20 protein-coding genes are annotated in these 23,027 nt (G+C 28.2%); 4 read left to right on the top strand and 16 right to left on the bottom strand.

The features are described from left to right. Positions 1–2: 2 nt before the first annotated feature. Both ACJJVY_RS15200 and metG read right to left on the bottom strand, forming a co-directional pair. Positions 3–2,393, bottom strand: coding sequence for a hypothetical protein (locus tag ACJJVY_RS15200; protein WP_405610695.1), 2,391 nt, complete (start codon positions 2,391–2,393; stop codon positions 3–5). Positions 2,394–2,734: 341 nt separating this feature from the next. Further along, positions 2,735–4,789: a methionine--tRNA ligase gene (metG, locus tag ACJJVY_RS15205; RefSeq protein ID WP_405610698.1), complete on the bottom strand. Its 2,055-nt coding sequence runs from the start codon at positions 4,787–4,789 to the stop codon at positions 2,735–2,737. 141 nt (positions 4,790–4,930) lie between these two features. Here metG and ACJJVY_RS15210 point away from each other — a divergent pair, with 141 nt between their 5' ends. The 3 genes from ACJJVY_RS15210 to ACJJVY_RS15220 all read left to right on the top strand — a co-directional run bounded on the left by ACJJVY_RS15210 (position 4,931) and on the right by ACJJVY_RS15220 (position 7,279). Next, complete coding sequence (locus ACJJVY_RS15210) at positions 4,931–5,920, top strand: LD-carboxypeptidase (RefSeq protein WP_405610701.1); 990 nt, start codon at positions 4,931–4,933, stop codon at positions 5,918–5,920. A 9-nt stretch (positions 5,921–5,929) separates the two neighbouring features. Then, positions 5,930–6,289 (top strand): YraN family protein, encoded by a 360-nt coding sequence (locus tag ACJJVY_RS15215; protein ID WP_405610704.1) that lies wholly within the window; start codon positions 5,930–5,932, stop codon positions 6,287–6,289. A gap of 90 nt (positions 6,290–6,379) precedes the next feature. After that, positions 6,380–7,279, top strand: coding sequence for a DMT family transporter (locus tag ACJJVY_RS15220; protein ID WP_405610707.1), 900 nt, complete (start codon positions 6,380–6,382; stop codon positions 7,277–7,279). A 1-nt stretch (position 7,280) separates the two neighbouring features. On the opposite strand, the gene ACJJVY_RS15225 is transcribed toward ACJJVY_RS15220, so the two are convergent. Both ACJJVY_RS15225 and ACJJVY_RS15230 read right to left on the bottom strand, forming a co-directional pair. After that, positions 7,281–8,645, bottom strand: coding sequence for a TlpA family protein disulfide reductase (locus ACJJVY_RS15225; RefSeq protein ID WP_405610710.1), 1,365 nt, complete (start codon positions 8,643–8,645; stop codon positions 7,281–7,283). 100 nt (positions 8,646–8,745) lie between these two features. Beyond that, complete coding sequence (locus ACJJVY_RS15230) at positions 8,746–9,102, bottom strand: hypothetical protein (protein WP_405610713.1); 357 nt, start codon at positions 9,100–9,102, stop codon at positions 8,746–8,748. An 83-nt stretch (positions 9,103–9,185) separates the two neighbouring features. Here ACJJVY_RS15230 and ACJJVY_RS15235 point away from each other — a divergent pair, with 83 nt between their 5' ends. Next, on the top strand, positions 9,186–9,728 hold the full coding sequence (locus ACJJVY_RS15235; protein WP_405610716.1) for a CvpA family protein: 543 nt from the start codon (positions 9,186–9,188) through the stop codon (positions 9,726–9,728). Positions 9,729–9,877: 149 nt separating this feature from the next. Here the strand turns inward: ACJJVY_RS15235 and ACJJVY_RS15240 are convergent, their stop codons facing one another. From ACJJVY_RS15240 to ACJJVY_RS15295, 12 genes are all read right to left on the bottom strand, one after another. Then, positions 9,878–10,507 carry a carbonic anhydrase family protein gene (locus ACJJVY_RS15240; protein WP_405610719.1) on the bottom strand — a complete coding sequence of 210 codons (630 nt, stop codon included), beginning with the start codon at positions 10,505–10,507 and terminating at the stop codon, positions 9,878–9,880. A 91-nt stretch (positions 10,508–10,598) separates the two neighbouring features. Next, positions 10,599–12,191, bottom strand: a complete 1,593-nt coding sequence (locus tag ACJJVY_RS15245; RefSeq protein WP_405610722.1) for a SulP family inorganic anion transporter — start codon at positions 12,189–12,191, stop codon at positions 10,599–10,601. Between the two features lie 79 nt (positions 12,192–12,270). Then, positions 12,271–12,564 (bottom strand): hypothetical protein, encoded by a 294-nt coding sequence (locus tag ACJJVY_RS15250; RefSeq protein ID WP_405610725.1) that lies wholly within the window; start codon positions 12,562–12,564, stop codon positions 12,271–12,273. Between the two features lie 58 nt (positions 12,565–12,622). Beyond that, complete coding sequence (locus ACJJVY_RS15255) at positions 12,623–13,381, bottom strand: tetratricopeptide repeat protein (protein WP_405610728.1); 759 nt, start codon at positions 13,379–13,381, stop codon at positions 12,623–12,625. 2 nt (positions 13,382–13,383) lie between these two features. Next, positions 13,384–15,147 carry a BatD family protein gene (locus ACJJVY_RS15260; protein ID WP_405610731.1) on the bottom strand — a complete coding sequence of 588 codons (1,764 nt, stop codon included), beginning with the start codon at positions 15,145–15,147 and terminating at the stop codon, positions 13,384–13,386. A 24-nt stretch (positions 15,148–15,171) separates the two neighbouring features. After that, entirely contained in the window at positions 15,172–16,029 is an 858-nt protein-coding gene (locus ACJJVY_RS15265) for a tetratricopeptide repeat protein (protein ID WP_405610734.1), read from the bottom strand. A gap of 346 nt (positions 16,030–16,375) precedes the next feature. Next, positions 16,376–17,773 (bottom strand): glycosyltransferase, encoded by a 1,398-nt coding sequence (locus ACJJVY_RS15270; RefSeq protein WP_405610737.1) that lies wholly within the window; start codon positions 17,771–17,773, stop codon positions 16,376–16,378. Between the two features lie 248 nt (positions 17,774–18,021). After that, positions 18,022–19,068 carry a VWA domain-containing protein gene (locus ACJJVY_RS15275; RefSeq protein ID WP_405610740.1) on the bottom strand — a complete coding sequence of 349 codons (1,047 nt, stop codon included), beginning with the start codon at positions 19,066–19,068 and terminating at the stop codon, positions 18,022–18,024. A gap of 3 nt (positions 19,069–19,071) precedes the next feature. Next, positions 19,072–20,076 (bottom strand): vWA domain-containing protein, encoded by a 1,005-nt coding sequence (locus ACJJVY_RS15280; RefSeq protein WP_405611679.1) that lies wholly within the window; start codon positions 20,074–20,076, stop codon positions 19,072–19,074. Beyond that, positions 20,063–20,980 carry a BatD family protein gene (locus ACJJVY_RS15285; protein ID WP_405610743.1) on the bottom strand — a complete coding sequence of 306 codons (918 nt, stop codon included), beginning with the start codon at positions 20,978–20,980 and terminating at the stop codon, positions 20,063–20,065. The genes ACJJVY_RS15280 and ACJJVY_RS15285 overlap by 14 nt, the downstream gene beginning before the upstream one ends. 20 nt (positions 20,981–21,000) lie before the next feature. Continuing rightward, positions 21,001–21,870: a DUF58 domain-containing protein gene (locus tag ACJJVY_RS15290; protein ID WP_405610747.1), complete on the bottom strand. Its 870-nt coding sequence runs from the start codon at positions 21,868–21,870 to the stop codon at positions 21,001–21,003. Positions 21,871–21,938: 68 nt separating this feature from the next. Next, positions 21,939–22,928, bottom strand: a complete 990-nt coding sequence (locus ACJJVY_RS15295) for an AAA family ATPase (RefSeq protein WP_405610750.1) — start codon at positions 22,926–22,928, stop codon at positions 21,939–21,941. Positions 22,929–23,027 lie beyond the last annotated feature (99 nt).

A 23,027-nucleotide genomic window follows, 5' to 3' on the forward strand; every position in this document is an offset into this window, starting at 1 on the left:
AATTAATCTAATAGAATTGTTTTTGTTTCAGAAATATAACTACCATCATTTGCCGTTCCTTCTATAAATAGTGTAATGTTATTGTCTAGAAAGTTTTTAAATTTAAAAGAAAATACACCGTTATTATTTACTGCATTAATAGGCAACCAAGCTATTGTACCATAATCTCTATAAAAGTTGTTAGTGTAATCTTTATAAGTAGGTACATAATATTCCTTTGGAGTATTAAAAGTTAAAGGAAATTTAAATTTCTGTGTTTGTCTAACTTCTTTTTTTGTACGAGCTAATTCTGGGTTTGTGTAAATTTTTATAACACCTCCACCAGCTCTAACTCCTTCTCCCATTCCATTTTTATTGATATCTATATAATCTATCTCTGAAGTGTCTATATAATATAACACTTGAATATCTGCAAGCTGATGACCATCAAGGTATATTGTAGGAGTACCACCGCCATATATCGAGCTAGCTCCATTTGTTGTAATCCAAACATTATTATTCCAAGCAGATATTCCACCTATATAACCTCCTTTTCCATTAATAAAATTAGCTACGTTTAAATTTAATTTTCTAAAATGCTCATCAATCACATAAATTTTTCCAAAAGTTCTGTTTTTAATTTGTTCAATCCTTCTTTTTTCTAAATCTGCTTTTATTACAATTTCATCTAATTTTTGTACTTTGTTTAAAGATAGTTTAGTAGTAATATTATCTAAGTTAGATTCAACAATTCTATTATTAAAATTGTTTAAAACACTATATTCTAAATCTAATTTTGGAATTGTATTTGGGAAAAACTGAGGATATAAAGTTGCTGGCGTTAATTTACCTTTACGTTCTATTTTAGAAACTTCAATTTTTTCTTCTGGTGAAGGAAAAAGTTCGGTAGCTAAAAATTCTTTTTCATTTTCTTTAAGAACATAGTAATTTGGTTTGGCTTTATTTACGCTATATAAAACATATTTACTTTTTTCAGTATTGTTTACATTGGCTTTTATAGTAATTCCTTTTTCAAAAAAATAATCTACTCTAGGTTTGTAATTAAAAATATCATACCATTTATAACTGCTCCAACCTTGTGTAATTAATAAATTATCTAAATCGAACTTTTTCTTTTCTGATAAATTTTCGAAATAATAATGCCCATTTTCAATGGCTCCTTTTACATAAGTTTGCAATAATGTATAAGAAGCAATATTATGATGATGGCTGTATGATTTTGTACCTTCTGGAAGCACAGAAACACTAATATTATTCATTTTTTTGGTGTCTATGTCATCAAAAGAAAGTGTAACGTTTAAAGAATCGTTTTCTTGCTCTTTAATAATATTAGATACTTTTAAAAAATCTATATTATTATGATTAAAAAATAAACGTTCTGCAATAGGATTGTTGTTTTCATCAAATAAAGTAAAAACATTTACTCCAGAAGTTAAGTTTTTAGGGTTAAAAACTTTTTCAATGCTATTTTTATCATCAAATAAAACATCAAAAGATTTTATTGTATTTCCGTTATGCAAAGTTAGTTTGTACTTTTTGTTTTTAAGAAAAGGTTTGGTAACACTATTGGTTGCAATAGAAAGATAAATTTTTTTATTTCTATTATTAACAGAAAGAATTACACCTTTAGGTTCACTTTTTATAATATCAAACAAAAACTCTTTGTTATTAGACTTAAATTTAGCCATGTAGTTTTCATTTATATTTGGTGTAAAAGAAAACCTACCAATACCTAGCTTATTTACATTAAAAGTAGAAACAGTTTCTTTTTTACTATTTAGTATTTCTCCAGATATATTTGAGACCCCAAAACCTAATTCATTTTTTAAAATAACACCAACTGTGTTTAATGTACCTGTTAATAGATGTCCGCTTTCAGGTAAAAATTGTGCATCAATTTTATCACTAATTTTTTCGTTTTTAATTTCCTTTTCTACTTTAGGGTCAATAACTCTAAAGGTTTCAACAAAGAAGTTTTGTTCTTTAAAATTCTTCATCCAGTTTGTGTAAGCAAATAATTTATACGTACCAGAGGTAAAAAGAGAATCTATAGCAATTGAGCTATAAGCAATACCGTTGTTAACTTTTAGCAATTCTTTTTTTATAATATTTTTCTTACTGTCTTCTATAACAATGTATAAATTTTTAGAAGCAATGGCTATTTTTTTGTCTTGTTTACTAAAAAGGTAAGCAGTAAAACCAAGATCCTCATTTTTAATATATGTAGATTTATTTAGATGAACGTATGCTATTTCTCTTGGTTTTTGGGTGTATTTAGAGAAAGAAGAATCTATATTTTTGTCTTTAAATAATTCTTGACTTGTTGTAGAAAATTGAATTAAAATAATAAACAAGAAAAGAACCTTAATTTTTAAAGTGTAGTTATGTAGCATTTTTTGGTAGTTTGGTAGATTTTATTATTATCAATAATTATGCCGTTTAGGTTGTTTTTTTTATTCTATTTTCTTGTATTTATTGTGTTATTTATATTTTTTAACTAAAAAATCTCAATATTCTTTATTTCTTGTAGTAAGAGATAAAGAATATTGAGATAAATGATTAATCTGTGAATTTCTTAAAGGTAAAGCCTTTCGAAAAAGTATTATACTTTGTTTTTATGATTAACAATGGGTATTACACCTTTAATATCTGATGCTGATTTTTTAAATCATTTTTAAATTTAAGAATTGTTTCTTGAGATGATATTATTTAAGCATAAATTAAACTTTACATTTTAACTAACTGCTTGCCCGTTTTTAACTTCTTTTTCAGGTTCTACAAAAGCTAATTTTCCATCAGGCGTATCAGTCATTAAAATCATTCCTTGGCTTTCTACACCTCTAATTTTTCTTGGCGCTAAGTTTACCAAAACAGAAACTTGTTGTCCAACAATATCTTCTGGCTTAAAACTTTCTGCAATACCAGAAACAATGGTTCTTGTATCTATACCAACATCAACTTTTAATTTTAAAAGCTTTTTAGTTTTTGCCACTTTTTCAGCTTCTAAAATGGTACCAATTCTAATATCTAGTTTAGTAAAATCATCAAATTCAATCGTTTCTTTTTGTGGTTCTACTACTTTATTTTCTTGCTCGTTGGCAATTTTTGTTGCTTCTAATTTTTCTAATTGAACATCAATTATTTTGTCTTCAATTTTAGAAAATAACAATTCAGCCTTATTTATTTGATGATTTTCTGAAATCAAAACATTCTTTTCAGTAATATTTTCCCAAGAAAGAGGTTCATCAAGATTCAAAATTCCTTTTAACTTAGTAGATGTAAAAGGTAAAAATGGAGCTGAAACAACTGCTAAAGCTGCAGATATTTGCAAAGCTACATACATAATTGTTTGTACACGTTCTGCATCAACTTTAATAACCTTCCAAGGTTCTTCATCAGCTAAATACTTATTACCCAATCTTGCTAAATTCATTAATTCTTGGCTAGCCTCTCTAAATCTGTAACGTTCTATAGATTTACCAATAATATTTGGAAACTCTTTTAGAGCAGCTAAAACATCTTCATCTACTTCTGTAAAATCATTAGGTGCTGGTACAATTCCGTTATAATATTTGTTTGTTAAAACGACAACTCTGTTGATAAAATTACCAAAAATGGCTACCAATTCGTTGTTGTTTTTTGCCTGAAAATCTTTCCAAGTAAAATCGTTGTCTTTACTTTCTGGTGCATTTGCCGTTAGTGTATAACGTAAAACATCTTGCTGATTTGGGAATTCTTCTAAATATTCGTGTAACCAAACTGCCCAATTTTTAGAAGTAGATAATTTATTTCCTTCTAAATTTAAAAACTCATTTGCTGGTACGTTGTCTGGTAAAATATAACCTCCGTGTGCTTTTAACATAGACGGGAAAATAATACAGTGAAAAACAATATTGTCTTTCCCTATAAAATGTACCAATTTAGTATCGTCTTTTTTCCAATAATCTTCCCAGTTTTTACCTTCTCTTGCTGCCCATTCTTTGGTTGATGAGATGTAACCAATTGGCGCATCAAACCAAACATATAAAACTTTCCCTTCTCCTCCTTCTACAGGAACCGGAATTCCCCAATCTAAATCTCTAGTAACGGCTCTTGGTCTTAAACCATCTTCTACCCAACTTTTTACTTGTCCGTATACATTAGGTCTCCAATCTTTTTTATGACCTTCTAAAACCCACTCGCGTAAAAAAGCTTCATGTTTATCTAAAGGTAAAAACCAGTGTTTTGTTTCTTTTAAAGTAGGTGTGTTGCCTGTAATTGCAGATTTTGGGTTGATTAAATCTGTTGCGTTATGAGAAGTTCCACAGCTTTCGCATTGGTCTCCATAACTTTCTTCAAAACCACATTTTGGGCAAGTTCCTACAACAAATCTATCTGCTAAAAACTGATTTGCCTCTGCATCGTATAATTGTTCAGAAACTTCTTCAATAAATTCTCCATCATTATACATTTTTGTAAAAAATTCTGAAGCAGTTTCATGATGAATTTCTGCCGAAGTTCTTGAGTAATTATCAAAAGAAATTCCGAAATCTTCAAAAGACTTTTTAATAATTCCGTGGTATTTATCAATAATATCTTGTGGAGAAATTCCTTCTTTTTTAGCTCTCATTGGTATGGCAGCACCATGCTCATCAGAACCAGAAATGTAAGCAACATCGTTACCTGTTAAACGTAAATAACGTGCGTAAATATCTGCAGGAACGTAAACACCTGCTAAATGACCAATATGTATTGGGCCATTTGTATAAGGTAAAGCTGCTGTAATTGTATATCTTTTTGGAGTATTCATCGAATTTTCCTTGAATTTAATTTGTGGTCTATTTTTTGCGAGACAAAAGTACAAAAAAGAGCCTTTTAAAATTCATGGAAAATAGATACATTTACATTGAAACTATTTTTGAATAAATAGTACATAAAAAATAGATATATTTTGAAAAAACTAACAACACTTTTTGCTTTATTATTGATAAGTTTTACAGCAATTAATGCACAAGAAAGCTATAATAAATTAATTACTCCTCCTTATTTAAAAGCTGGTGATAGTATTGTTATTCTTGCACCAGCAGGTATTTTAAAAAATAGACAAGAAACTATTTTTAAAGCAAAAGAATTAGCAGAAAGTTGGGGTTTAAAAGTAATGTTGGCAAAACATATTTTTAATCACAACAGTCATTTTGCAGGTACAGATGAAGAAAGGACAGAAGATTTTCAAAAAGCTTTAGATAACACTAACATTAAAGCAATTTGGTCTGGTCGAGGTGGTTACGGATCTGTACGAATTCTAGATAAATTAGATTATACTACTTTTTTAAAACAACCAAAGTGGATAATCGGTTATTCTGATATTACTGCTTTTCATAGTCATGTTCATAATTTACGTGTAGAAACTATGCATGCAATGATGGGGACAAGTATAGAAGATGAACCTGAATTAATTAAAGAAACGATAGCTAGTTTTAAAAAAGCAATTTTTGGAGAACAATTATCTTACACAATTCCCTCATCAAATTACAATAGAAAAGGAGAAGTTTCTGGACAATTAATAGGAGGGAATTTGGCTTTAATGGCTTCTATGTTGGGATCTGAAAGTGAAACAAATACCAAAGGAAAAATTCTTTTTATTGAAGAAATTGGTGAGTATAAATATTCTATTGATAGAATGTTACAAAGTTTAAAACGAGCAGGTTACTTTAGTAATTGCGAAGGTTTAATAATTGGAGATATTTCTAAAATAAAAACAAATACTACCAAATGGGGGTATACTATTGAAGAATTGGTTTTAGATGTTGTAAAAGAGTATAAATTTCCTGTGATGTTTAATTTTCCTGCGGGACATAAATCTGATAACAGAGCACTAATCTTTGGAAGGAATGTTCATTTAAAAATTGATAAAGACGAGTCTTCTGTTGTTTTTGATTAATTTTTATAAATGGCAGAACACAACGAACTTGGTAAAAAAGGAGAGCAATTAGCCATTGATTTTTTAATAAAAAACGATTATATAATTCTTGAGAAAAACTATCGTTATTTAAAAGCAGAGGTAGATATTATTGCTCTTAAAAAAGATCTTCTAGCCGTTGTTGAGGTAAAAACACGCTCTACTGATTATTTTGGCAATCCGCAAGATTTTGTAAATCCTAAGAAAATAAAGCTTTTACTTTCTGCTATTGATTACTATGTAAATGAAAAAGATTTAGATGTAGAAGTTCGGTTTGATATTATTGCTATTATTCATCAAAAAAAAGAAACAAGGTTAGAGCACCTAAAAGACGCTTTTCTTCATTTTTAAGGTATATCAACACATTTTATTTTTAAATTGAACATTGTAATCGATAAGAAAAAATAAAGCGTAATAGAAGTAAAATTTTACTTTAGCTTTATGAAAGTAAATAAATTTTGGTTTGGTATCCTTTTAGGTGTTTTAGGAGTTATACTTTTCTCTTCTAAAGCAGTTATGGTTAAATTGGCTTACAAATACAATGTGGATGCTATTACTATGCTATTATTAAGAATGTTATTTTCTTTTCCTTTTTATTTAGTAATTGCTTATTTGTATAGAAATGAAAATAAAGGAATTAAAACCACAAAAAAAGACTATACTTGGATTTTGTTTTTTGGTTTTGTAGGATATTATTTAGCAAGTTTTTTTGATTTTTTAGGACTTACCTATATTAAAGCAAGTTTAGAGCGTATTATTTTATTTGTTTATCCTACAATTGTAATCTTATTAAATAGAATTTTTTTAAAGAAACCGATTACAAAACCGCAAGTTTTAGCAATCTTTTTATCTTATTTAGGGATTGTAATTGCTTTTTCTGATGAAATAGATGTGTCTGGAAGTAATGTTTACTTAGGTGGTTTATTTATATTTATAAGTGCAATAACTTATGCATCTTATTTGGTGGGTAGCGGTTGGTTAATTCCTAAATTTGGTGTAATACGTTTTACGGCTTATGCGATGTTAGTTTCTTGCTTTTGTGTATTTATACACTTTAGTATTATTGGTAAAACAGATTTGTTTAATTTACCTTGGCAAGTATATGGTTATGGTTTTTTAATTGCTGTTTTTGCAACTGTAATTCCGTCTTTTTTAGTAAGCGCTTCAATCAAAAAAATTAGTTCTTCTAACTTTGCTATTGTTGCAGGTATTGGACCAATTTCTACAATTATATTAGCTGCTTTTTTTTTAGATGAACACCTAAGTTTAATGCAATTTTTTGGTGCATTATTAGTAATAATAGGTATTGTTATAACATCTTTAAAAAAGGCGAAAGAATAAATTATTGTTTGTTAATAAAGGTTTTAACATCTTCTAAACTTTCTGGTTTAGCTATAATTTTTTTATCTTTATCTAAAATAAAATAAGTTGGTGTAGCATTTATGTTATAAGTTCTAGCAATTTTATTTTGCCATTTTTTAAGACCTAAAACATGATGCCAATTAGGTAAGTTTGTTTTGTAGTTTTTCCATCCAAACTCATCATCTTCTAAAGCAAAAGCAATTACTTCTACTGCTTTATTTTCTTTTAAAAAACTATGTAATTTAGGAACTTCATTTAAACAATGAGAACATGTTGTACTCCAAAAGACCAATACATATTTTTCTGAATCATTTAAAGTAGAAAGTTTAAAATTTTTACCATTTTCTATCCAAGAAAAATCTGGCGCAACTCTACCTATTCCCGTTGCAAATAAAGCTCGTTTACTTGTTATGTATTTTTGATCTTGAATTGTTTTAGGTAATTTATAATAATGATTTTCAAATAAATAATCTATCAACTCTAAATTCATTGTAGTTTCAAACTGATCTATTAAAAACTCAATGATACTTTTCTTATAAGGAATGTTTTTAAACTTATAAATTACTTTATCAACAGAATTTTTAAATAGTATTTGTTGTGTATTAGGATCATCAGAATAGTTAATATAAAATATATAATCTGTAATTTTATCAATTAAGAAAGAAGAGTTTAAAAGTGTTTTGTTTGTAAAATCTACATCATAAAAAAACGTGTCTATTATATTAGACATATAAGTTTGTGGGTTATCTAAAATTTCTGAAGGATTATTTCTAGAATTTGCTTTTATAAAAGGAGCAACATACATGTCTTTAGAATTAGTTAGATATTCATTTTGTATAGAATTTACTTTGTTTAAAGAAGTTTGATAAGCACTTTTTAAGTCTAAACTTGGATTTTGTAAAGCAGTAATTTGTATGGAATCTAGTTGTTGTTGAGCGTTAGATATTTTTTCTAAATATTTTCTATAAAGGATATTTTCTTTTGATATTGAGAAAGTTACAGTTTGTTCTGGATAATCTGGATGAAAACCAAAATTAAGATTTTCTTTATTAAATATAAAATCTACATAGCCAGCATTTTCTAATTTGTAAGTTACTCTGTAAGAACCAGCTTCTGTATCTTTAGGTAAGGTAAAACTAAAAGTACCTATTTTTTGTTTTTTACCTTGAACATCAATTGTATTTATTTTAATTTTAGAATCTTGAACATATTTTTGAGAAGCTCCTTCTATTTTATATAAAATTACCCAATCACTTTCTAGTATTGGTGCCATTGTTCCGTTAATAGTGTATTGTGCTTGAGCAAATGAAGAAATTAAGAATATAAAAGCTAGAAGTTTTTTCATTATTTTAAGTTGGTTCTGTTTCGTTATTTTCTTTTCAAGAAATGTACCAAAAGCAGATAGTTATTATTTTAATTTTAGTAATCAGCTTTATTGTCGCTTTTTAATTTAAATACTTAAGAGATTCAAAGTAATTAATTATAGCTTCTTTCATTAAAACAGTTTGTTCCCCTGGTTTTAAGTTTGGTAATTCTGTAAGTGTTTTATAGTGAGGCCAACCATCATCATCAAAAAAATCGAATTCGTAATAACCATAAGGTTCTAATAACTTGCAAATGGCTATATGCATTAGGTTCATTTTTTCGTCCTTTTTAAAAGCTCTATGCCCTTGCCCTAATTCTTGAACTCCAACTAAATAGATAATTCCATCTATATTTAAATCATCTCCATCTGCGAACTGATTTGTTAGTTTTTGTACTAATAAATCCCATTTTTCTTTTAATGTTGCTGTTTTTGACATAAAATCCATTTAGAATTGGTAAAGATACAATTGACTTTATTAAAATTTAAAAAAAAAAGTGTAGGTTTGAAAAAAAAATAAAAATGAATGTTTTTGATATAATAATTGCAGCTTCAATGCTCTTTGGTTTTGTAAGAGGATTGATGAAAGGTTTGTTTATAGAAGTAGCTTCTATAGTAGCACTTGCAGCAGGTGTTTATGGGGCTATTCATTTTTCTCATTTTGCATCTTATATTTTGAATAGATTAACCTGGAAACCAGAATATATTGACGTTGCAGAATTTGCAATTACCTTTGTAATAATTATTTTAATAATTACACTTTTAGGTAAAGGGTTAACAAAAGCTGCAGATTTAGTTTCTTTGGGTATTGTAAATAAAATAGCTGGTGGTCTTTTTGGATTTCTAAAAATAGGATTAATTTTAAGTGTCATATTTACCTTTTTTAGTAAACTGAATAATAAAGTACCATATTTAGAAACCGAAACTTTAGAGAAATCACTTTTATATAATCCTATTAAAGAAGTTGCACCCTCTTTATTTCCGGCTTTAAAAGATGTAGAAATTCCTGTTGAAGGAGAGTTGCCAGAAGCAGAAACTGCCGAAGCTTCTGTAAATAAAAAATAAAATATTTTTATACATAGAGCTTATTAAAATTGTTTTTGATGGGCTTTTATTTGTAATAATATTTTGACAATTAAATCTAATTTAAAAAATTATATAAAAAAAAAAAGAGACCTTAAGGTCTCTTTTTTTTATTGAAAATATCTTTATGTTTAGTTAAAAAAGGAAACAGACCCATCTTTAATATCATACATTGCACCAACAATCATAATTTCATCACTTTGTTCCATTTCTGATAATACTTCACTTTCTTTTTTGATTCTTTCTATAGTAAGTAAAACATTTTTTGCAGATACACTATCAACAAAATCTAAATTAGACGAATTTCTTATAGATTCATCTTTAGGCTCTTCTACAGCATTTACTGCGGGTTTAATTTTACTTAACATAGCAGTTAAATTACCTAATTTAGCATTGTCGCAAGCACCTTTAATGGCACCACAGCTTGTATGACCTAAGACTACAATTAATTTAGTTCCTGCAAGTTTACAGCCAAACTCCATTGAGCCTAAAATATCTTCATTTACAAAGTTACCTGCAATACGGATACTAAAAATATCTCCTAAACCTTGATCAAATACCAATTCTGCAGAAACTCTAGAATCTATACAACTTAAAATAGTAGCAAAAGGAAATTGTCCAGAACTAGTATCATTAACTTGTTCTAATAAATTTCTATTGGCTTTTAAATTATCTTGAAATCTTTTATTTCCTTCTTGCAAGAATTGTAATGACTTTTCAGGAGTCATTGTTGCTTGTGTTTCTTTAGTATGAGCTTTCATATTTTATATTTTTTATAAAATTATTAGTTTTTTAAATTCTAATAATTTTTTTATTTTGATTAATTATTGTTTTATATCATTCTAAAAGTTATTAGCTTAAACTAATATCAGATTTAGGTCTTTCATTAAAAAAGTGAATAAAACTTGCAGGGTTTTCTACAATACCTCTTTTAGAGATTAATTTAATATCAATATTTCTTTCTTCTGCTTTAAATAAGAAATCTTCTAAAATTTCAATAATATCATTATCTAAATATCTCGTATTAATAATATTTATTTCTAATGAAGTTTCTTTAGGTAACCTGTCTAATTCTTTTAAAATTGCACCTTTATTAAAGAAAGTTACTTCTTCTGCTAACGTCATTTTAATTTTATGTTTACCGTTACTTTTATCTTCAATATGAAGAAAGTGAGAGTTTTGGTAGCTTTTTAATAAAATAACAATAATTCCAACAAATAACCCTAAACCAATACCAACTAATAAATCAGTAAAAACAATACCAATAACGGTAACAATAAAAGGTACAAATTGTTTCCATCCTAATTTATAGATTTGTACAAAAAGAGCAGGTTTTGCTAATTTATAACCTACAATTAATAAAATTGCTGCCAGTACAGATAACGGAATTTTATTTAATAAAGTTGGGATTAAAATAACAGAAATTAATAAAAAGAAACCATGTAAAATAGCTGCTAATTTAGTTCTTCCTCCAGATTGTATATTTGCAGAACTTCTTACAATTACTTGTGTTATTGGCAAACCACCTATTAAACCAGAAATAATATTACCAGTTCCTTGTGCTAACAACTCTCTGTTAGTTGGTGTTACATTTTTATGTGGGTCTAATTTATCTGAAGCTTCTACACATAAAAGAGTTTCTAAACTTGCTACTAAAGCAATTGTAAAAGCAGTAATCCAAACTTCTGGATTTGTAATTGCAGCAAAATTAGGAAACTTAAATTGATTAAAAAATGAAGTTGCATCTTCTGGTACAGGTACACTTACTAAGTGAGATTGAGAGATGGCAAATGCCTCATTATCTTTTGTTAAAAGATAAAAAACAATTCCTAAAACTACTGCAACAAGTGGCCCTTGTATAACTGTAAAAAATTTCGCTTTTTTAGCTAAAATATTATCCCATAATAAAATAACTATTAAACCTAAAATACCAATTACAAGAGATCCTAGAATAAGATGATCGAATATATTAAAAATTGAAGAAAATGTATTTTCTCCTGATGCTTCTATAAAGCTATCTGCCCCTTCTGGTTCTGCATCATAACCAAAAAAGTGAGGAATTTGTTTTAAAATAATGATAATACCAATACCAGTTAGCATTCCTTTAATTACTGATGAAGGGAAATAATACCCAATAACACCAGCTTTTAAAAAACCAAAAATTAACTGTATAACACCTCCTAAAACTACGGCAACTAAAAAGTTTTGGTACCCACCTAAAGTACCAATTGCGGTTAATACAATTGCTGCTAAACCGGCTGCAGGACCACTTACACCAATCTTAGATCCACTTAAGCCTCCAACAACAACTCCTCCAATTATTCCAGATATAACTCCGGCAAATAAGGGAGCACCACTTGCTAATGCAATACCTAAACATAAAGGTAATGCTACGAAAAAGACTACAATACTTGCAGGTAAATCGTTTTTAATGTATTTAAACATAAGTAAATATATTTTACTCTATTTTATTTAGAATAGAGTTTGTTTTAATAAAATTTGTTTTTTTTGTACTATTATAATGTTAAAGTACAAATTCTGGTGGTGGAGTAAAAATTTTAGGGAATAAAGAGGTGTATTTTTTAGAAGCAAAACGTATACTTGTTGTTTCTAAAAACTTAATAAAAAATATTTTGGAATAAGAATTTTGATAAACTTTTATGTTTTTAAAAGTTTCTACCTCATTATTATCTTCTTCTTCATTTAAATTTAAAAAAAATGTAATATTTTGATTATTATCAAATAAGCTTATAATTGTAGGTGTTGTTATAACACAAACAAATAGAAAGGAAAAAAAGATAGCTGTTTTTATTTTCAAAAGAATTCTTAGTTTTTTGCTAAATTACAAAAATAGCTAACAATTTTTTAATATAGTATTAAAAATCATTCAATGTTTTTAATTCATTGCCAATCATCCAACCAATTTTTCCATCAATTAGCTTAATTTTTTTCCAATCATCTACAGCGTCTAAAACGATAACTTTTGTACCTTCATGTAACGTAAAAACTTTTTCAGAATTAAATGTAGGTGCATTTCTAACTTCTGTTTCTTCTGCAAAAATAATAGCTTCCTTATTTTTGGTGTAAGAATTGTACTGTTGGTAAGTAATAAATAAAGAGGAGATTAAAAGTATAAAACTAATAATACTCGTTGTAAAATAAAATCGTTTTTTTACTGAACCATGTGTAAGATAGAATAATAGAAAAAATAAACTCCCTAAGATAGAAAAACCAATTACAACAACTGCCCATTGATTATAAGATAGCTTTTGTAAGTAATTTGCATCAAATTTTTGTAAAACTGTTTTTGGTAATTCTTCAATATTATCTAGAGCTAAACGTTTGGCAAAAACCAAATTGTTTTTTACATCTTCATTTAAAGGGTTTAAGTTTAATGCTTTCTCATAATAATAGATAGAAGGGCCAACTTTATTTAATTTGTAGTAAGCATTCCCTAGATTATAATATAATTCTGATGACGCTACCTCTAGTGCTTCTATCTTTTTATACTCATTTATAGCTTCTTCGAACTTTTCGTTTTTGTATAAATTATTTGCGCTATCAAATAAGCTATCTGCATTTTGTGCAGTAACAGTACCGGCTATTATAAATAATAAAAATAATAACTTTTTCATTTCTATAATTGTTTGTCTAACTGTATTATTACTTGTTTTGCTCGTTCAAATTCTGCTTCCATTTCTGTGTCTGTTATAGGTGTATATCTTGCAAAATCCGAGCTTTTTAATACATCTATAAATTTAGTGATTATTGCAGCATCTACTTTTTTATCCTCTAAAATTTCAGTAATTCTTTCTTTACTAATATCAGCAGTTTCAACACCTAATTTCGCTTTTAAATAATTGTGTAAAGCACGTTCTAAAGCTTCATAAAAAGCTTCTTTTTTACCTAATTGCTTTTGTGCTTCAGACAAGTACTTTTTAGCAAGTCTTTCTGCTTTTCTAAGTTTGTTTCCTATAATATCATTACTTCTTTTTTCATTGTTTTTAGCAATTATAATTCCAATAGGTATTGCAATTAGCGGAAGTAATAACAAAATGTAAAACAAGTTAGATTTAAAGAAATCGTCTTTTTCTATCGTGTTAAAATCACTTTTAGTTGCAATATATCTAAAGTTTTTTCCAGTAGAAACTACGGCTTGTTTTGTAACAGCATTTGTATCTACAGCTGGTTTTAATTCTTTTCCTTCTAAAACATCAACATATAAATCATCTGTATTTATAGTATGATATTTTTTGTCTTTTGGATTAAAATAAGAAAAAGCAACATTTGGTATTTTGTATTTACCCTTGTATTGAGGTACAACGGTATAAGAATCTGTAACAAAACCAGAGATTCCATTAGAATTGATACGGACGCTCTCTTTTCTTTCTGGTTGATATTTTTCTAACTCAACAGGAGTTGTAACTTCTGGTAACTCAAATAATTTTAAATTTCCTTTACCAGAAACTGTTACTTTAATTTGAGAACTCTCATTAGCTTTTAATTGATTTTTACTTAAAGCTATATCAAAACTAAAATCACCAACAGCACCGTTAAAGTTTTCTGGTTTACCTTCTAAGGGAAGATCTTTTGGGCTAATAATTTTTTTAGCAGAAGCAAATTCCTTTTTTATATTTCTTGTAATTGCATTTCCAAAGAAATCTGCTCTACCAGTAGGTACGCCAATTACAATATCCATTTTCATTGGATCTATTGTTAAATTACCAGTTCTAGTAGGTACTAATAATGCTTTTTGCAAAACAATATATCTGTAATTTTCGCCATTATATTTCCCCGTTTTTACAGGAAAATTATTAATTTCTATATTCTGATTCCAAAAACCATTGTATTGTGGTGCTTCTGTTACTCCAGTATCATACACATTTACATTTTCACTTACATATAATCTATATTCTAAATAAATACCCTCTCCAACATAAGGTTTAGACTTAGAAATTTCTGCAACCAAATGTATGTTTTGTTGTGCAACATAATTAGGATCGTTAGGATCTTTAGGTATTTCTACAGCATCTACAACTATAATTTTAATTGGTTCAGATTTTATTACTTTTCCACCAATTTTAATACTTGCAGTTTCAATTGTTAATTCTCCCTTTCTTTTTGGTTGAATAAAATAGGTGTAAGATTGAGAAAAACTTGCTTTTCCGTTAATCCAAGATTGACTAACAGATTGGCTTGGACCACCAACTACTTTAAAGTTGGTAAATTTTGGAGGCGTAAAATTATCACCACCTTGTTTGTCTATAGAAAATTCAATACGCAAACGTTGGTTTAACCCTAGTTTGTTTTTACTCACTTTTGCTTTTAAAGTTGCCTCTTGTGCATTTATTGCTAGTGTAAGTAGACTAAAAAAAATAGTTATGTAAAATTTCAACTTCATCTTCTTTTTCTGTAAATGTTTAGTTTACCAATCTTTTTCTTGTTTTACTTTTTTACCCTTTGCTTTTTGAGCATTCATTTTCTTCTGAGTCTTTTTCTCTTCGTTATTTAAGCTTTCTAGTAATTGCTTAATCTGTTCTGGAGACATTTTACCTTGTTGAGGTTTTGGTTTTTGATTAGGATCTTTTTTATCGTCCTTTTTAGGGTCTTTATTTTTATCCTTGTCTTTATCTCCTTCGCCATCTTTATCTTTGTTTTTGTCGTCTTTATTATCTTTATCCTTATCGTCTCCGTCTTTTTTGTCTTTGTTCTTATCTTTATTTTTATCGTCTTTATCTTTATTATCCTTGTCTTTGTTGTCCTTGTTATCTTTGTTTTTGTCGTCTTTATTATCTTGATTTTCTTTATCTAATAATTTTTGAGCAACGGCTAAATTATAACGAGTCTCATCATCCGAAGGATTATTACGAAGAGCGTTTTTGTAAGCATCTACAGCAGGTTGATATTGTTTTTGTTCCATCATAGCATTACCAATATTATGATATGCTTCTGCTTTTGTAAATTTATCTTTTGCAGTTTCTGCAGTTAACTCGTACTGTGGTACAGCTTCTTTGTAGTTTTTATTTTGATATAAGGCGTTTCCTAAATTGTAAGAAGCTTTATCATATTTATTGTTGTTACCTAACGCTTTTTGATAAGCAACAGAAGCGTCTGTAAATTGTTTTTTCTGATATAGCTCGTTACCAGAACGAACTAATTTTCTTGCTTTTCTTTGTAAAGCAATAGAATCGTTTTGTGCTAAAATTTCTTTGGATGAAAATAGCACTAAGAAAACGATAAGGAGGTATTGTAAAATCTTCATGTTACCTTTAACTTCTTTCATAATTCTGTATCTTTTTTCATTAAAATCAGTGATTACAAAAGTAAGTGATTAGAAAAAAGAATTTTGTTAATAAGTTGTTATTTTTATGAAGCCTAAACTCAACAAATATCCGTTAGATTTTGTTAAAAGATAAATTTTAGAGTTGTGTTTTAAATTGTAATTTTTAGTTCTATAGGCATCAAAATATATTGAGCAATATATACAAATTATAAGCTAGTTGCAAAAGTAGAGAAGGTAAGGTTGTTGCCTTTTTTAAATAAAAATATCCAATAAGATCTCTATGAACCTATTGGATATTTTTATGTTTTTTATTGTTGTTTAATTTACAGCAAAAATTTATTGTCTATTATGCAGCTATTTCACGAGTTAACCAACCGCTTTTACCAGCTGTTGCTATTGCGTATGGTGTAATCCAAAATAAACCGAATGTATATAAAATACTATATGAGTAAGCCCAGAAAGCTTCTTTAAAATCGTATCTTTTTGCGTAGAATAACACTGGAAATGAAGAAATTACTAAAATGCTAAGTAGTGTAGAACTTATAAATAATGCTGGGTGCGTAATTATAAAGTACAACATAAATAATAGAAAAGGATAAGCCATAATCATTTTTATGGATTGTGTTAAAAACAATAACCTAGATCCAAATTTGTTACCTTCTCTAAAGTTTGTAAATACAAATTTAGACATGGCAATGTTTTCTCTAACGTTGCTTCTTCCCCATCTAATAAACATTTTATACAATCCTTTATAATCTTCTGGTACGTTTGTGTATGCAAATGCATTTCTTTGGAATAAGACGCTATAACCTTGTTTTAAAATCATATTTGTTAAAGCTCTGTCTTCTCCAATATCAGAAGCTTTACCCATAAATTTTTGATCAATCCATTCTGGTAAACATGCAAAAACTGCTGTAGCTCTATAAGCTGCTAAAGCACCAGGTGTACATAAAACTGAATTTAAACTACTTTCTGCAGAACGTTTAAACTCAAAACTCATTACAAAACTTACATTAAGCATTTTTGGCAGTAATGCTTTTTTATTATTTAGAACTTGAATATTACCAGCTACAGCTCCACATTTTTTATCTACTACTAACGGACTTACTAAATTACGAAGTGTATCTTCATTTACAATAGAATCACTATCAACTGTAACAAAAACTTCTCCTGTTCCAATATTAAAACCACGATATAAAGCATGACGTTTACCCATGTTTTTTGGTTGTTGCATTATAGTTACTTGGTCACCTAAAATTCGTTTAGCTTCTTTCATCCAATACCAAGTATCATCTTTACTTCCGTCATCAATAGATAATAATTGTAATTTTTCTTTAGGATAATCGCTTTTTGCTAAACTTTCTAAAGTTGCCCAAACTTGTTTTCCTTCATTATAAGCAGGTACAATTACAGTAACTTTTGGTAATTCTTTATCACTTACAGATTTTATAGGTTTGTATTTAAAATATAAGTATACATCATAAATAAAGGTTAATGATCCGAAAACAAATAATACGGCTGCAAACATAAAAAATGCATAACCGAAACTATTATTCATTCTATTAAGATTAAATTTTGAAAAATCATCTTGAAGCAAATAAACAGTATAAGCTGCACCCAACATTATTACAAATGAACTTAAAAGAACAATAAGTGCTCTAAAATTAATTGGAGTCTTTTTTTTCTTAGTTTCTATAGAAAATTTATTATTGTGTAATTTTAAATTAAAGGCTGCTGTTTTCATTTTTTTCAGAGAATTGTTTAGTTTTTTTATACAAACCTAAATTCAATTCGTGTGCCATTAATCTTGACTCTTATTATCAGGTAGTTACGTTTTTTAGTATATTTTTAGTGTATATTTTTTACCCACATAATGGGTAATTACCCACTTTTAGGAAATTAAAAAATTTGGGTTATGGGAAATAAAAGAGCCGATTAAAATTTTTAATCGGCTTTTTTAGAAAGTTTTTATTTAAAAAAAAATATAGTAATTTATTTTTTCGGAGTTTCTTCGTTGAATAAATCTACTTTTCTTAGCCATTTTGTTTTCTTTTCAAACAAGAAGATATCAATAATTAAAAAGAACAGACCAATGGCTAAAAACCATTGAAATTGGTCTTTATAATCTGAAAATTGTTTTGTTTCAAATTCATTTTTTTCTGCATTTGCAATAATTTCTGCAATAACATTTACTGGTTTTTCTGTAATGTTACCATCTATATATTTACCTTCAGCAGCATCTGCAATACCTTGTAAAACGTCTGGTTTACGTTGTGTAATAACAGTTTCTCCTTTATTATCTTTTTTATAACCAATCATAGAGCCGTTTACACGCATTGGTATTGGTCCTCCGTTTTCTGTACCTACACCAATTGTATAAATTTTTACGCCTTCTTCGGTTAACGTTTGTGCAACTTGTTTAGTTTCTTCTTGATGATCTTCTCCATCAGAAATAATAATTAGAAAACGATTGGTTTGCTCGTCATTATTATAATACGTTTTAGCCAATTCTAATGCTCCGTTAATATCTGTTCCTTGACTAGAAACCATATCTGGGTTTGCATTTTGTAAAAACATATTAGCAGCCCCGTGGTCTGTGGTTATTGGTAAAAGAGGATAAGAATTACCTGCATACACAATAATACCAACTCTATCGGAACCTAATTTATCTATAGTTTTAGAGATAATTTGTTTTGCTTTTTCTAACCTGTTTGGTGCAATGTCTTCTGCCAACATACTTTTAGAAACATCTAAAGCAAAAACAATATCTACACCTTCTCTTTTAACAGTTTGCAGTTTGGTTCCCATTTTTGGATTTACCAAAGCAATTATTATAAAAGTGATTCCTAATAATAATGTTATCAACTTTAAAACAGCTTTAAAGATGGATGTATTTGGTGCTAATTTTTTTAATAAATTTAAGTCAGAAAATTTTTTCTGAGTTCTTTTTTTCCACCATAAAACCAACAAGAAAACAACAACCATTGCTGGAATGATTATTAGTAGTGAAAAATAAATTGGTTCTTCTATCTTATACATTTTTTAAATAAAACTTTTAAAGATTGTATTTTTTAAAATAAATTCTAACACTAAAAAGAATAATCCTAAAAAGACAAAAATTCTATATTTTTCTTGATAATTATAGTATTTAAACTCTTCTATTTTTGTTTTTTCTAGCTTGTCAATTTCATCATAAATTTCTTTTAATGATGTATTGTCCGTGGCTCTAAAGTATTTTCCATCAGTTTCTGCAGCTATTTCTTCTAATAAAGCTTCGTCAATTTCTACTTGTTGTTTTCTAAATTGTAATTTACCAGTTCTTGGATCTCTAGCCCAAGGAAAATCTGCCATTCCGTTGGTTCCAATACCAATTGTATAGGTTTTTATACCTAATTCTTTAGCTAAAACAGTTGCAGTTCTTGGGTCTATATTTCCAGAATTATTTACTCCATCTGTTAAAAGGATAATAACTTTACTTTTTGCAGTACTTTCTTTTAATCTATTTACGGCAGAACCTAATCCCATTCCTATGGCTGTTCCACCTTCTAATTGTCCCCATTTTAGTTCAGAAATTGTACGTTTTACAATTCCTTTATCACTTGTAATTGGTGTTTGCGTAAAACTTTCACCAGCATAGACTACAATACCAATTCTATCATTTGGTCTTCTATCTATAAAATCTACAGCAACTTTTTTTAATGCTTCTAATCTGTTTGGTTTTAAATCTCTGGCTAACATACTTGCAGAAACATCTATTGCCATAACAATATCTATACCTCTGTTAGATTTTGTTTTTTTACTTACAGCAACATTTCTCGGTCTTGCCAATGCAACTATAATTGCAGCTAAAGCTAATAATCTTAAAAGGTATAAAAGCGGTTTTAATTTAGAAGTAATACTATCAGTTTTAAAACCTTTTATACTAGGCATAGATAATACAGCAGTATCTTTTTTGCGCATAAAGAAATGCCAAACTGCTAATAGTGGAATTAAAATTAGCAACCACAAAAATTCTATGTTCTGAAATTCAAAATTACTCCAATTCATCATTTTCTTCAATAATTGGTTTAGGTTTTAAATTACTCACAATGTCTTGCGCGTCTTTTCTATCTTCTTCTATCTCTAAAGCTAATGGTTTCGATTTTGCAAATTTTACTAAATCTGCTTCACGTAATAAATCTTTTAACTTTTTAATAGTGTCTTCTGATGTTTGTATGGTTTCTGCGTCTTTAAAGTCTTTTAACATGTCTAAAACCTCATCTGTGGTTTTTTCTAAAGCAGGTACATTTAACTCACGCTCAATATAACCACGAACAATTTCTGTTAATTCAGAATAATATTCTTTTACTTTATTGTTTTGCCACAGTAATTTTTCATCTAACTCATTTAACTTAAAGATTGCTTCTTCATAAGGAGGTAGAGCTCTATAGGTTGGTTCGTCTTCAACTTTTTTTCTTTTTCTAATTACAAACCAATAAATCCAGAAACCTATAATTGCTAAAGCTGCTAAAAGTATGTAAATGTATATTTTAAAATCATCAAAAGTATAAGGTTCTGCTTTTATAGATTTTATAGGGAACTTCTTAACTTTTGTAGTATCAATAGCAACTGTAGCTACATTTACTAATAAAGAATCTGTTAAATATGCTTGATTTTTTACAAAGACTTGTTGTTGCGGAATGTAAAATGCACCACTATCAAAACCTGTTAAAATATATTTTCTGATTAATGAATTTTTAACGGTATCAACTTTAGTAGAATCTATTATTTCTAAACCTTGTAATTGTAGTTTGGGTAGAATTACATTCTGGGTTTCATCAACAGAAATCTTTAAATTGAATTGTTCTCCAATTCTAATGTTTGTAGTATCTATTTCTGCTTTTACCATTGGTTCTTGTGCAAAACTAATGGTAGAAATAAATAGTAATATGTAGAATATTTGTTTTTTCATTTTAAAAAGTAACTTAGTTACTATCTTCCTTTATGTTTAAAATAGCCCAATAATTTTTTTACGTAATTTTCATCAACTTTTGTACTAACAGTACCTGCCCCACTTCTTTTAAACGTGTTTGTGTAATAATCTGCTAAGCGCAATGCATTTGTTTTGTAACTTGTTCTTACAGATTTAGATGAAGTATTTATCAATTGTACTTCGTCTGACTCTGAGTCTAACATTGGGACCATTCCTAAATTCGGAATTTCTTCGTCGTGTTTATCGTAGACTCTAATGCCTGTTAAATCGTGTTTAGAAGCGGCAATTTTTAATGTTTTTTCGTAATCATCATCCATAAAATCAGATAACATAAAAACAATTGCTCTTTTCTTTAAAACACTCGATAAAAATTTTAGAGCAACATTAATATTTGTTTTTTTACTTTTTGGCTTAAACTCTATTAATTCTCTAATAATTCTTAAAACATGACTTTTTCCTTTTTTAGGGGGAATAAAAAGTTCGATATCATCAGAAAATAAAATTAAACCAACTTTATCGTTATTTTGAGTGGCAGAAAAAGCCAAGGTTGCAGCAATTTCTGTAACAGTTTCTTTTTTAAATTGTGTAGATGTACCAAATAATTCTGAACCAGAAACATCTGCCATTAACATCATGGTTAACTCGCGTTCTTCTTCAAAAACTTTAATATAAGGTTCGTTATAACGCGCGGTAACATTCCAGTCAATAGCTCTTACATCATCTCCAAATTGATATTGTCTCACTTCAGAAAAAGTCATACCACGTCCTTTGAATGATGAATGATATTCACCTCCAAAAATATGATCAGACAAACGACGCGTCTTAATCTCTATTTTACGAACTTTTTTTAGTATTTCTTTAGTCTCCATTTTTTCAATTCTCAGTTAACATTTATTGATTATCAGATTAAAACTGATAATTGTTTATTGATAATTGTCTATGGCACTTCTACTTCGTTGATAATAGAATTAATAATATCTACAGAAGTTACGTTTTCCGCTTCCGCCTCATAGGTAATACCAATTCTATGGCGTAAAACATCGATAACAACAGCCCTAACATCTTCTGGAATTACATAACCTCTTCTTTTAATAAAAGCATAACATTTAGCTGCTTTTGCTAAGTTTATACTTCCACGAGGAGATGCTCCAAAACTAATTAAGTCTTTTAAATTTGCTAAATTATATTTTTCTGGATAACGAGTAGCGAAAATAATATCAAGAATGTATTTTTCTATTTTTTCATCCATATAAACCTCAGCAGCAACTTCGCGGGCTTTTATAATTTGATCAACACTAATTACAGGGTTTACTTTAGAAAAACTTCCAGATAAATTCTGACGCATAATTATTTGCTCGTCTTGTAACTTCGGATAATCAATTACAACTTTTAGCATAAAACGGTCCATTTGCGCTTCAGGTAAAGGATATGTTCCTTCTTGCTCTACAGGGTTTTGTGTGGCCATTACTAAGAAAGGTTCGTCTAATTTAAAAGATTCATCTCCAATAGTAATTTGTTTTTCTTGCATTGCTTCTAGTAATGCAGATTGTACTTTTGCAGGTGCTCTATTTATCTCATCTGCTAACACAAAGTTTGCAAAAACAGGTCCTTTTTTAATTTCGAAGTTGTTTTCTTTCATGTTATAAATCATGGTTCCAACAACATCTGCAGGTAACAAATCTGGCGTAAACTGAACTCTACTAAAACTAGCATCAACAGCTTTAGATAATGTGTTAATTGCTAGTGTTTTTGCTAAACCAGGTACACCTTCTAGTAAAATATGTCCGTTACCAAGTAAACCAATTAACAAACTTTCTATCATTTGTTTCTGACCAACAATTACTTTATTCATTTCTAAAGTAAGAATGTCTATAAAGGCACTTTCTCTTTCTATTTTCTCATTAATAGCTCTTACATCTACATCCATTGTAATATTGTATTAAGTGTTAATTTTTTACGAAAACAAAACTACAATTTTAACATTTTCCTATTTGTTAAAAGTAGGTTAAAGATTTCGTAAGTTATT

It is taken from the genome of Polaribacter sp. Asnod1-A03 (genome assembly GCF_045063585.1).
In the GTDB taxonomy this organism is placed as follows: Bacteria; Bacteroidota; Bacteroidia; order Flavobacteriales; family Flavobacteriaceae; genus Polaribacter.

Coding starts and splice junctions, on each gene's coding strand:
- ACJJVY_RS15200 (WP_405610695.1), bottom strand. CDS start 2,393: ATGCTACATAACTACACTTTAAAAATTAAGGTTCTTTTCTTGTTTATT.
- metG (WP_405610698.1), bottom strand. CDS start 4,789: ATGAATACTCCAAAAAGATATACAATTACAGCAGCTTTACCTTATACA.
- ACJJVY_RS15215 (WP_405610704.1), top strand. CDS start 5,930: ATGGCAGAACACAACGAACTTGGTAAAAAAGGAGAGCAATTAGCCATT.
- ACJJVY_RS15220 (WP_405610707.1), top strand. CDS start 6,380: ATGAAAGTAAATAAATTTTGGTTTGGTATCCTTTTAGGTGTTTTAGGA.
- ACJJVY_RS15225 (WP_405610710.1), bottom strand. CDS start 8,645: ATGAAAAAACTTCTAGCTTTTATATTCTTAATTTCTTCATTTGCTCAA.
- ACJJVY_RS15230 (WP_405610713.1), bottom strand. CDS start 9,102: ATGTCAAAAACAGCAACATTAAAAGAAAAATGGGATTTATTAGTACAA.
- ACJJVY_RS15235 (WP_405610716.1), top strand. CDS start 9,186: ATGAATGTTTTTGATATAATAATTGCAGCTTCAATGCTCTTTGGTTTT.
- ACJJVY_RS15240 (WP_405610719.1), bottom strand. CDS start 10,507: ATGAAAGCTCATACTAAAGAAACACAAGCAACAATGACTCCTGAAAAG.
- ACJJVY_RS15245 (WP_405610722.1), bottom strand. CDS start 12,191: ATGTTTAAATACATTAAAAACGATTTACCTGCAAGTATTGTAGTCTTT.
- ACJJVY_RS15255 (WP_405610728.1), bottom strand. CDS start 13,381: ATGAAAAAGTTATTATTTTTATTATTTATAATAGCCGGTACTGTTACT.
- ACJJVY_RS15260 (WP_405610731.1), bottom strand. CDS start 15,147: ATGAAGTTGAAATTTTACATAACTATTTTTTTTAGTCTACTTACACTA.
- ACJJVY_RS15265 (WP_405610734.1), bottom strand. CDS start 16,029: ATGAAAGAAGTTAAAGGTAACATGAAGATTTTACAATACCTCCTTATC.
- ACJJVY_RS15270 (WP_405610737.1), bottom strand. CDS start 17,773: ATGAAAACAGCAGCCTTTAATTTAAAATTACACAATAATAAATTTTCT.
- ACJJVY_RS15275 (WP_405610740.1), bottom strand. CDS start 19,068: ATGTATAAGATAGAAGAACCAATTTATTTTTCACTACTAATAATCATT.
- ACJJVY_RS15280 (WP_405611679.1), bottom strand. CDS start 20,076: ATGAATTGGAGTAATTTTGAATTTCAGAACATAGAATTTTTGTGGTTG.
- ACJJVY_RS15285 (WP_405610743.1), bottom strand. CDS start 20,980: ATGAAAAAACAAATATTCTACATATTACTATTTATTTCTACCATTAGT.
- ACJJVY_RS15290 (WP_405610747.1), bottom strand. CDS start 21,870: ATGGAGACTAAAGAAATACTAAAAAAAGTTCGTAAAATAGAGATTAAG.
- ACJJVY_RS15295 (WP_405610750.1), bottom strand. CDS start 22,928: ATGGATGTAGATGTAAGAGCTATTAATGAGAAAATAGAAAGAGAAAGT.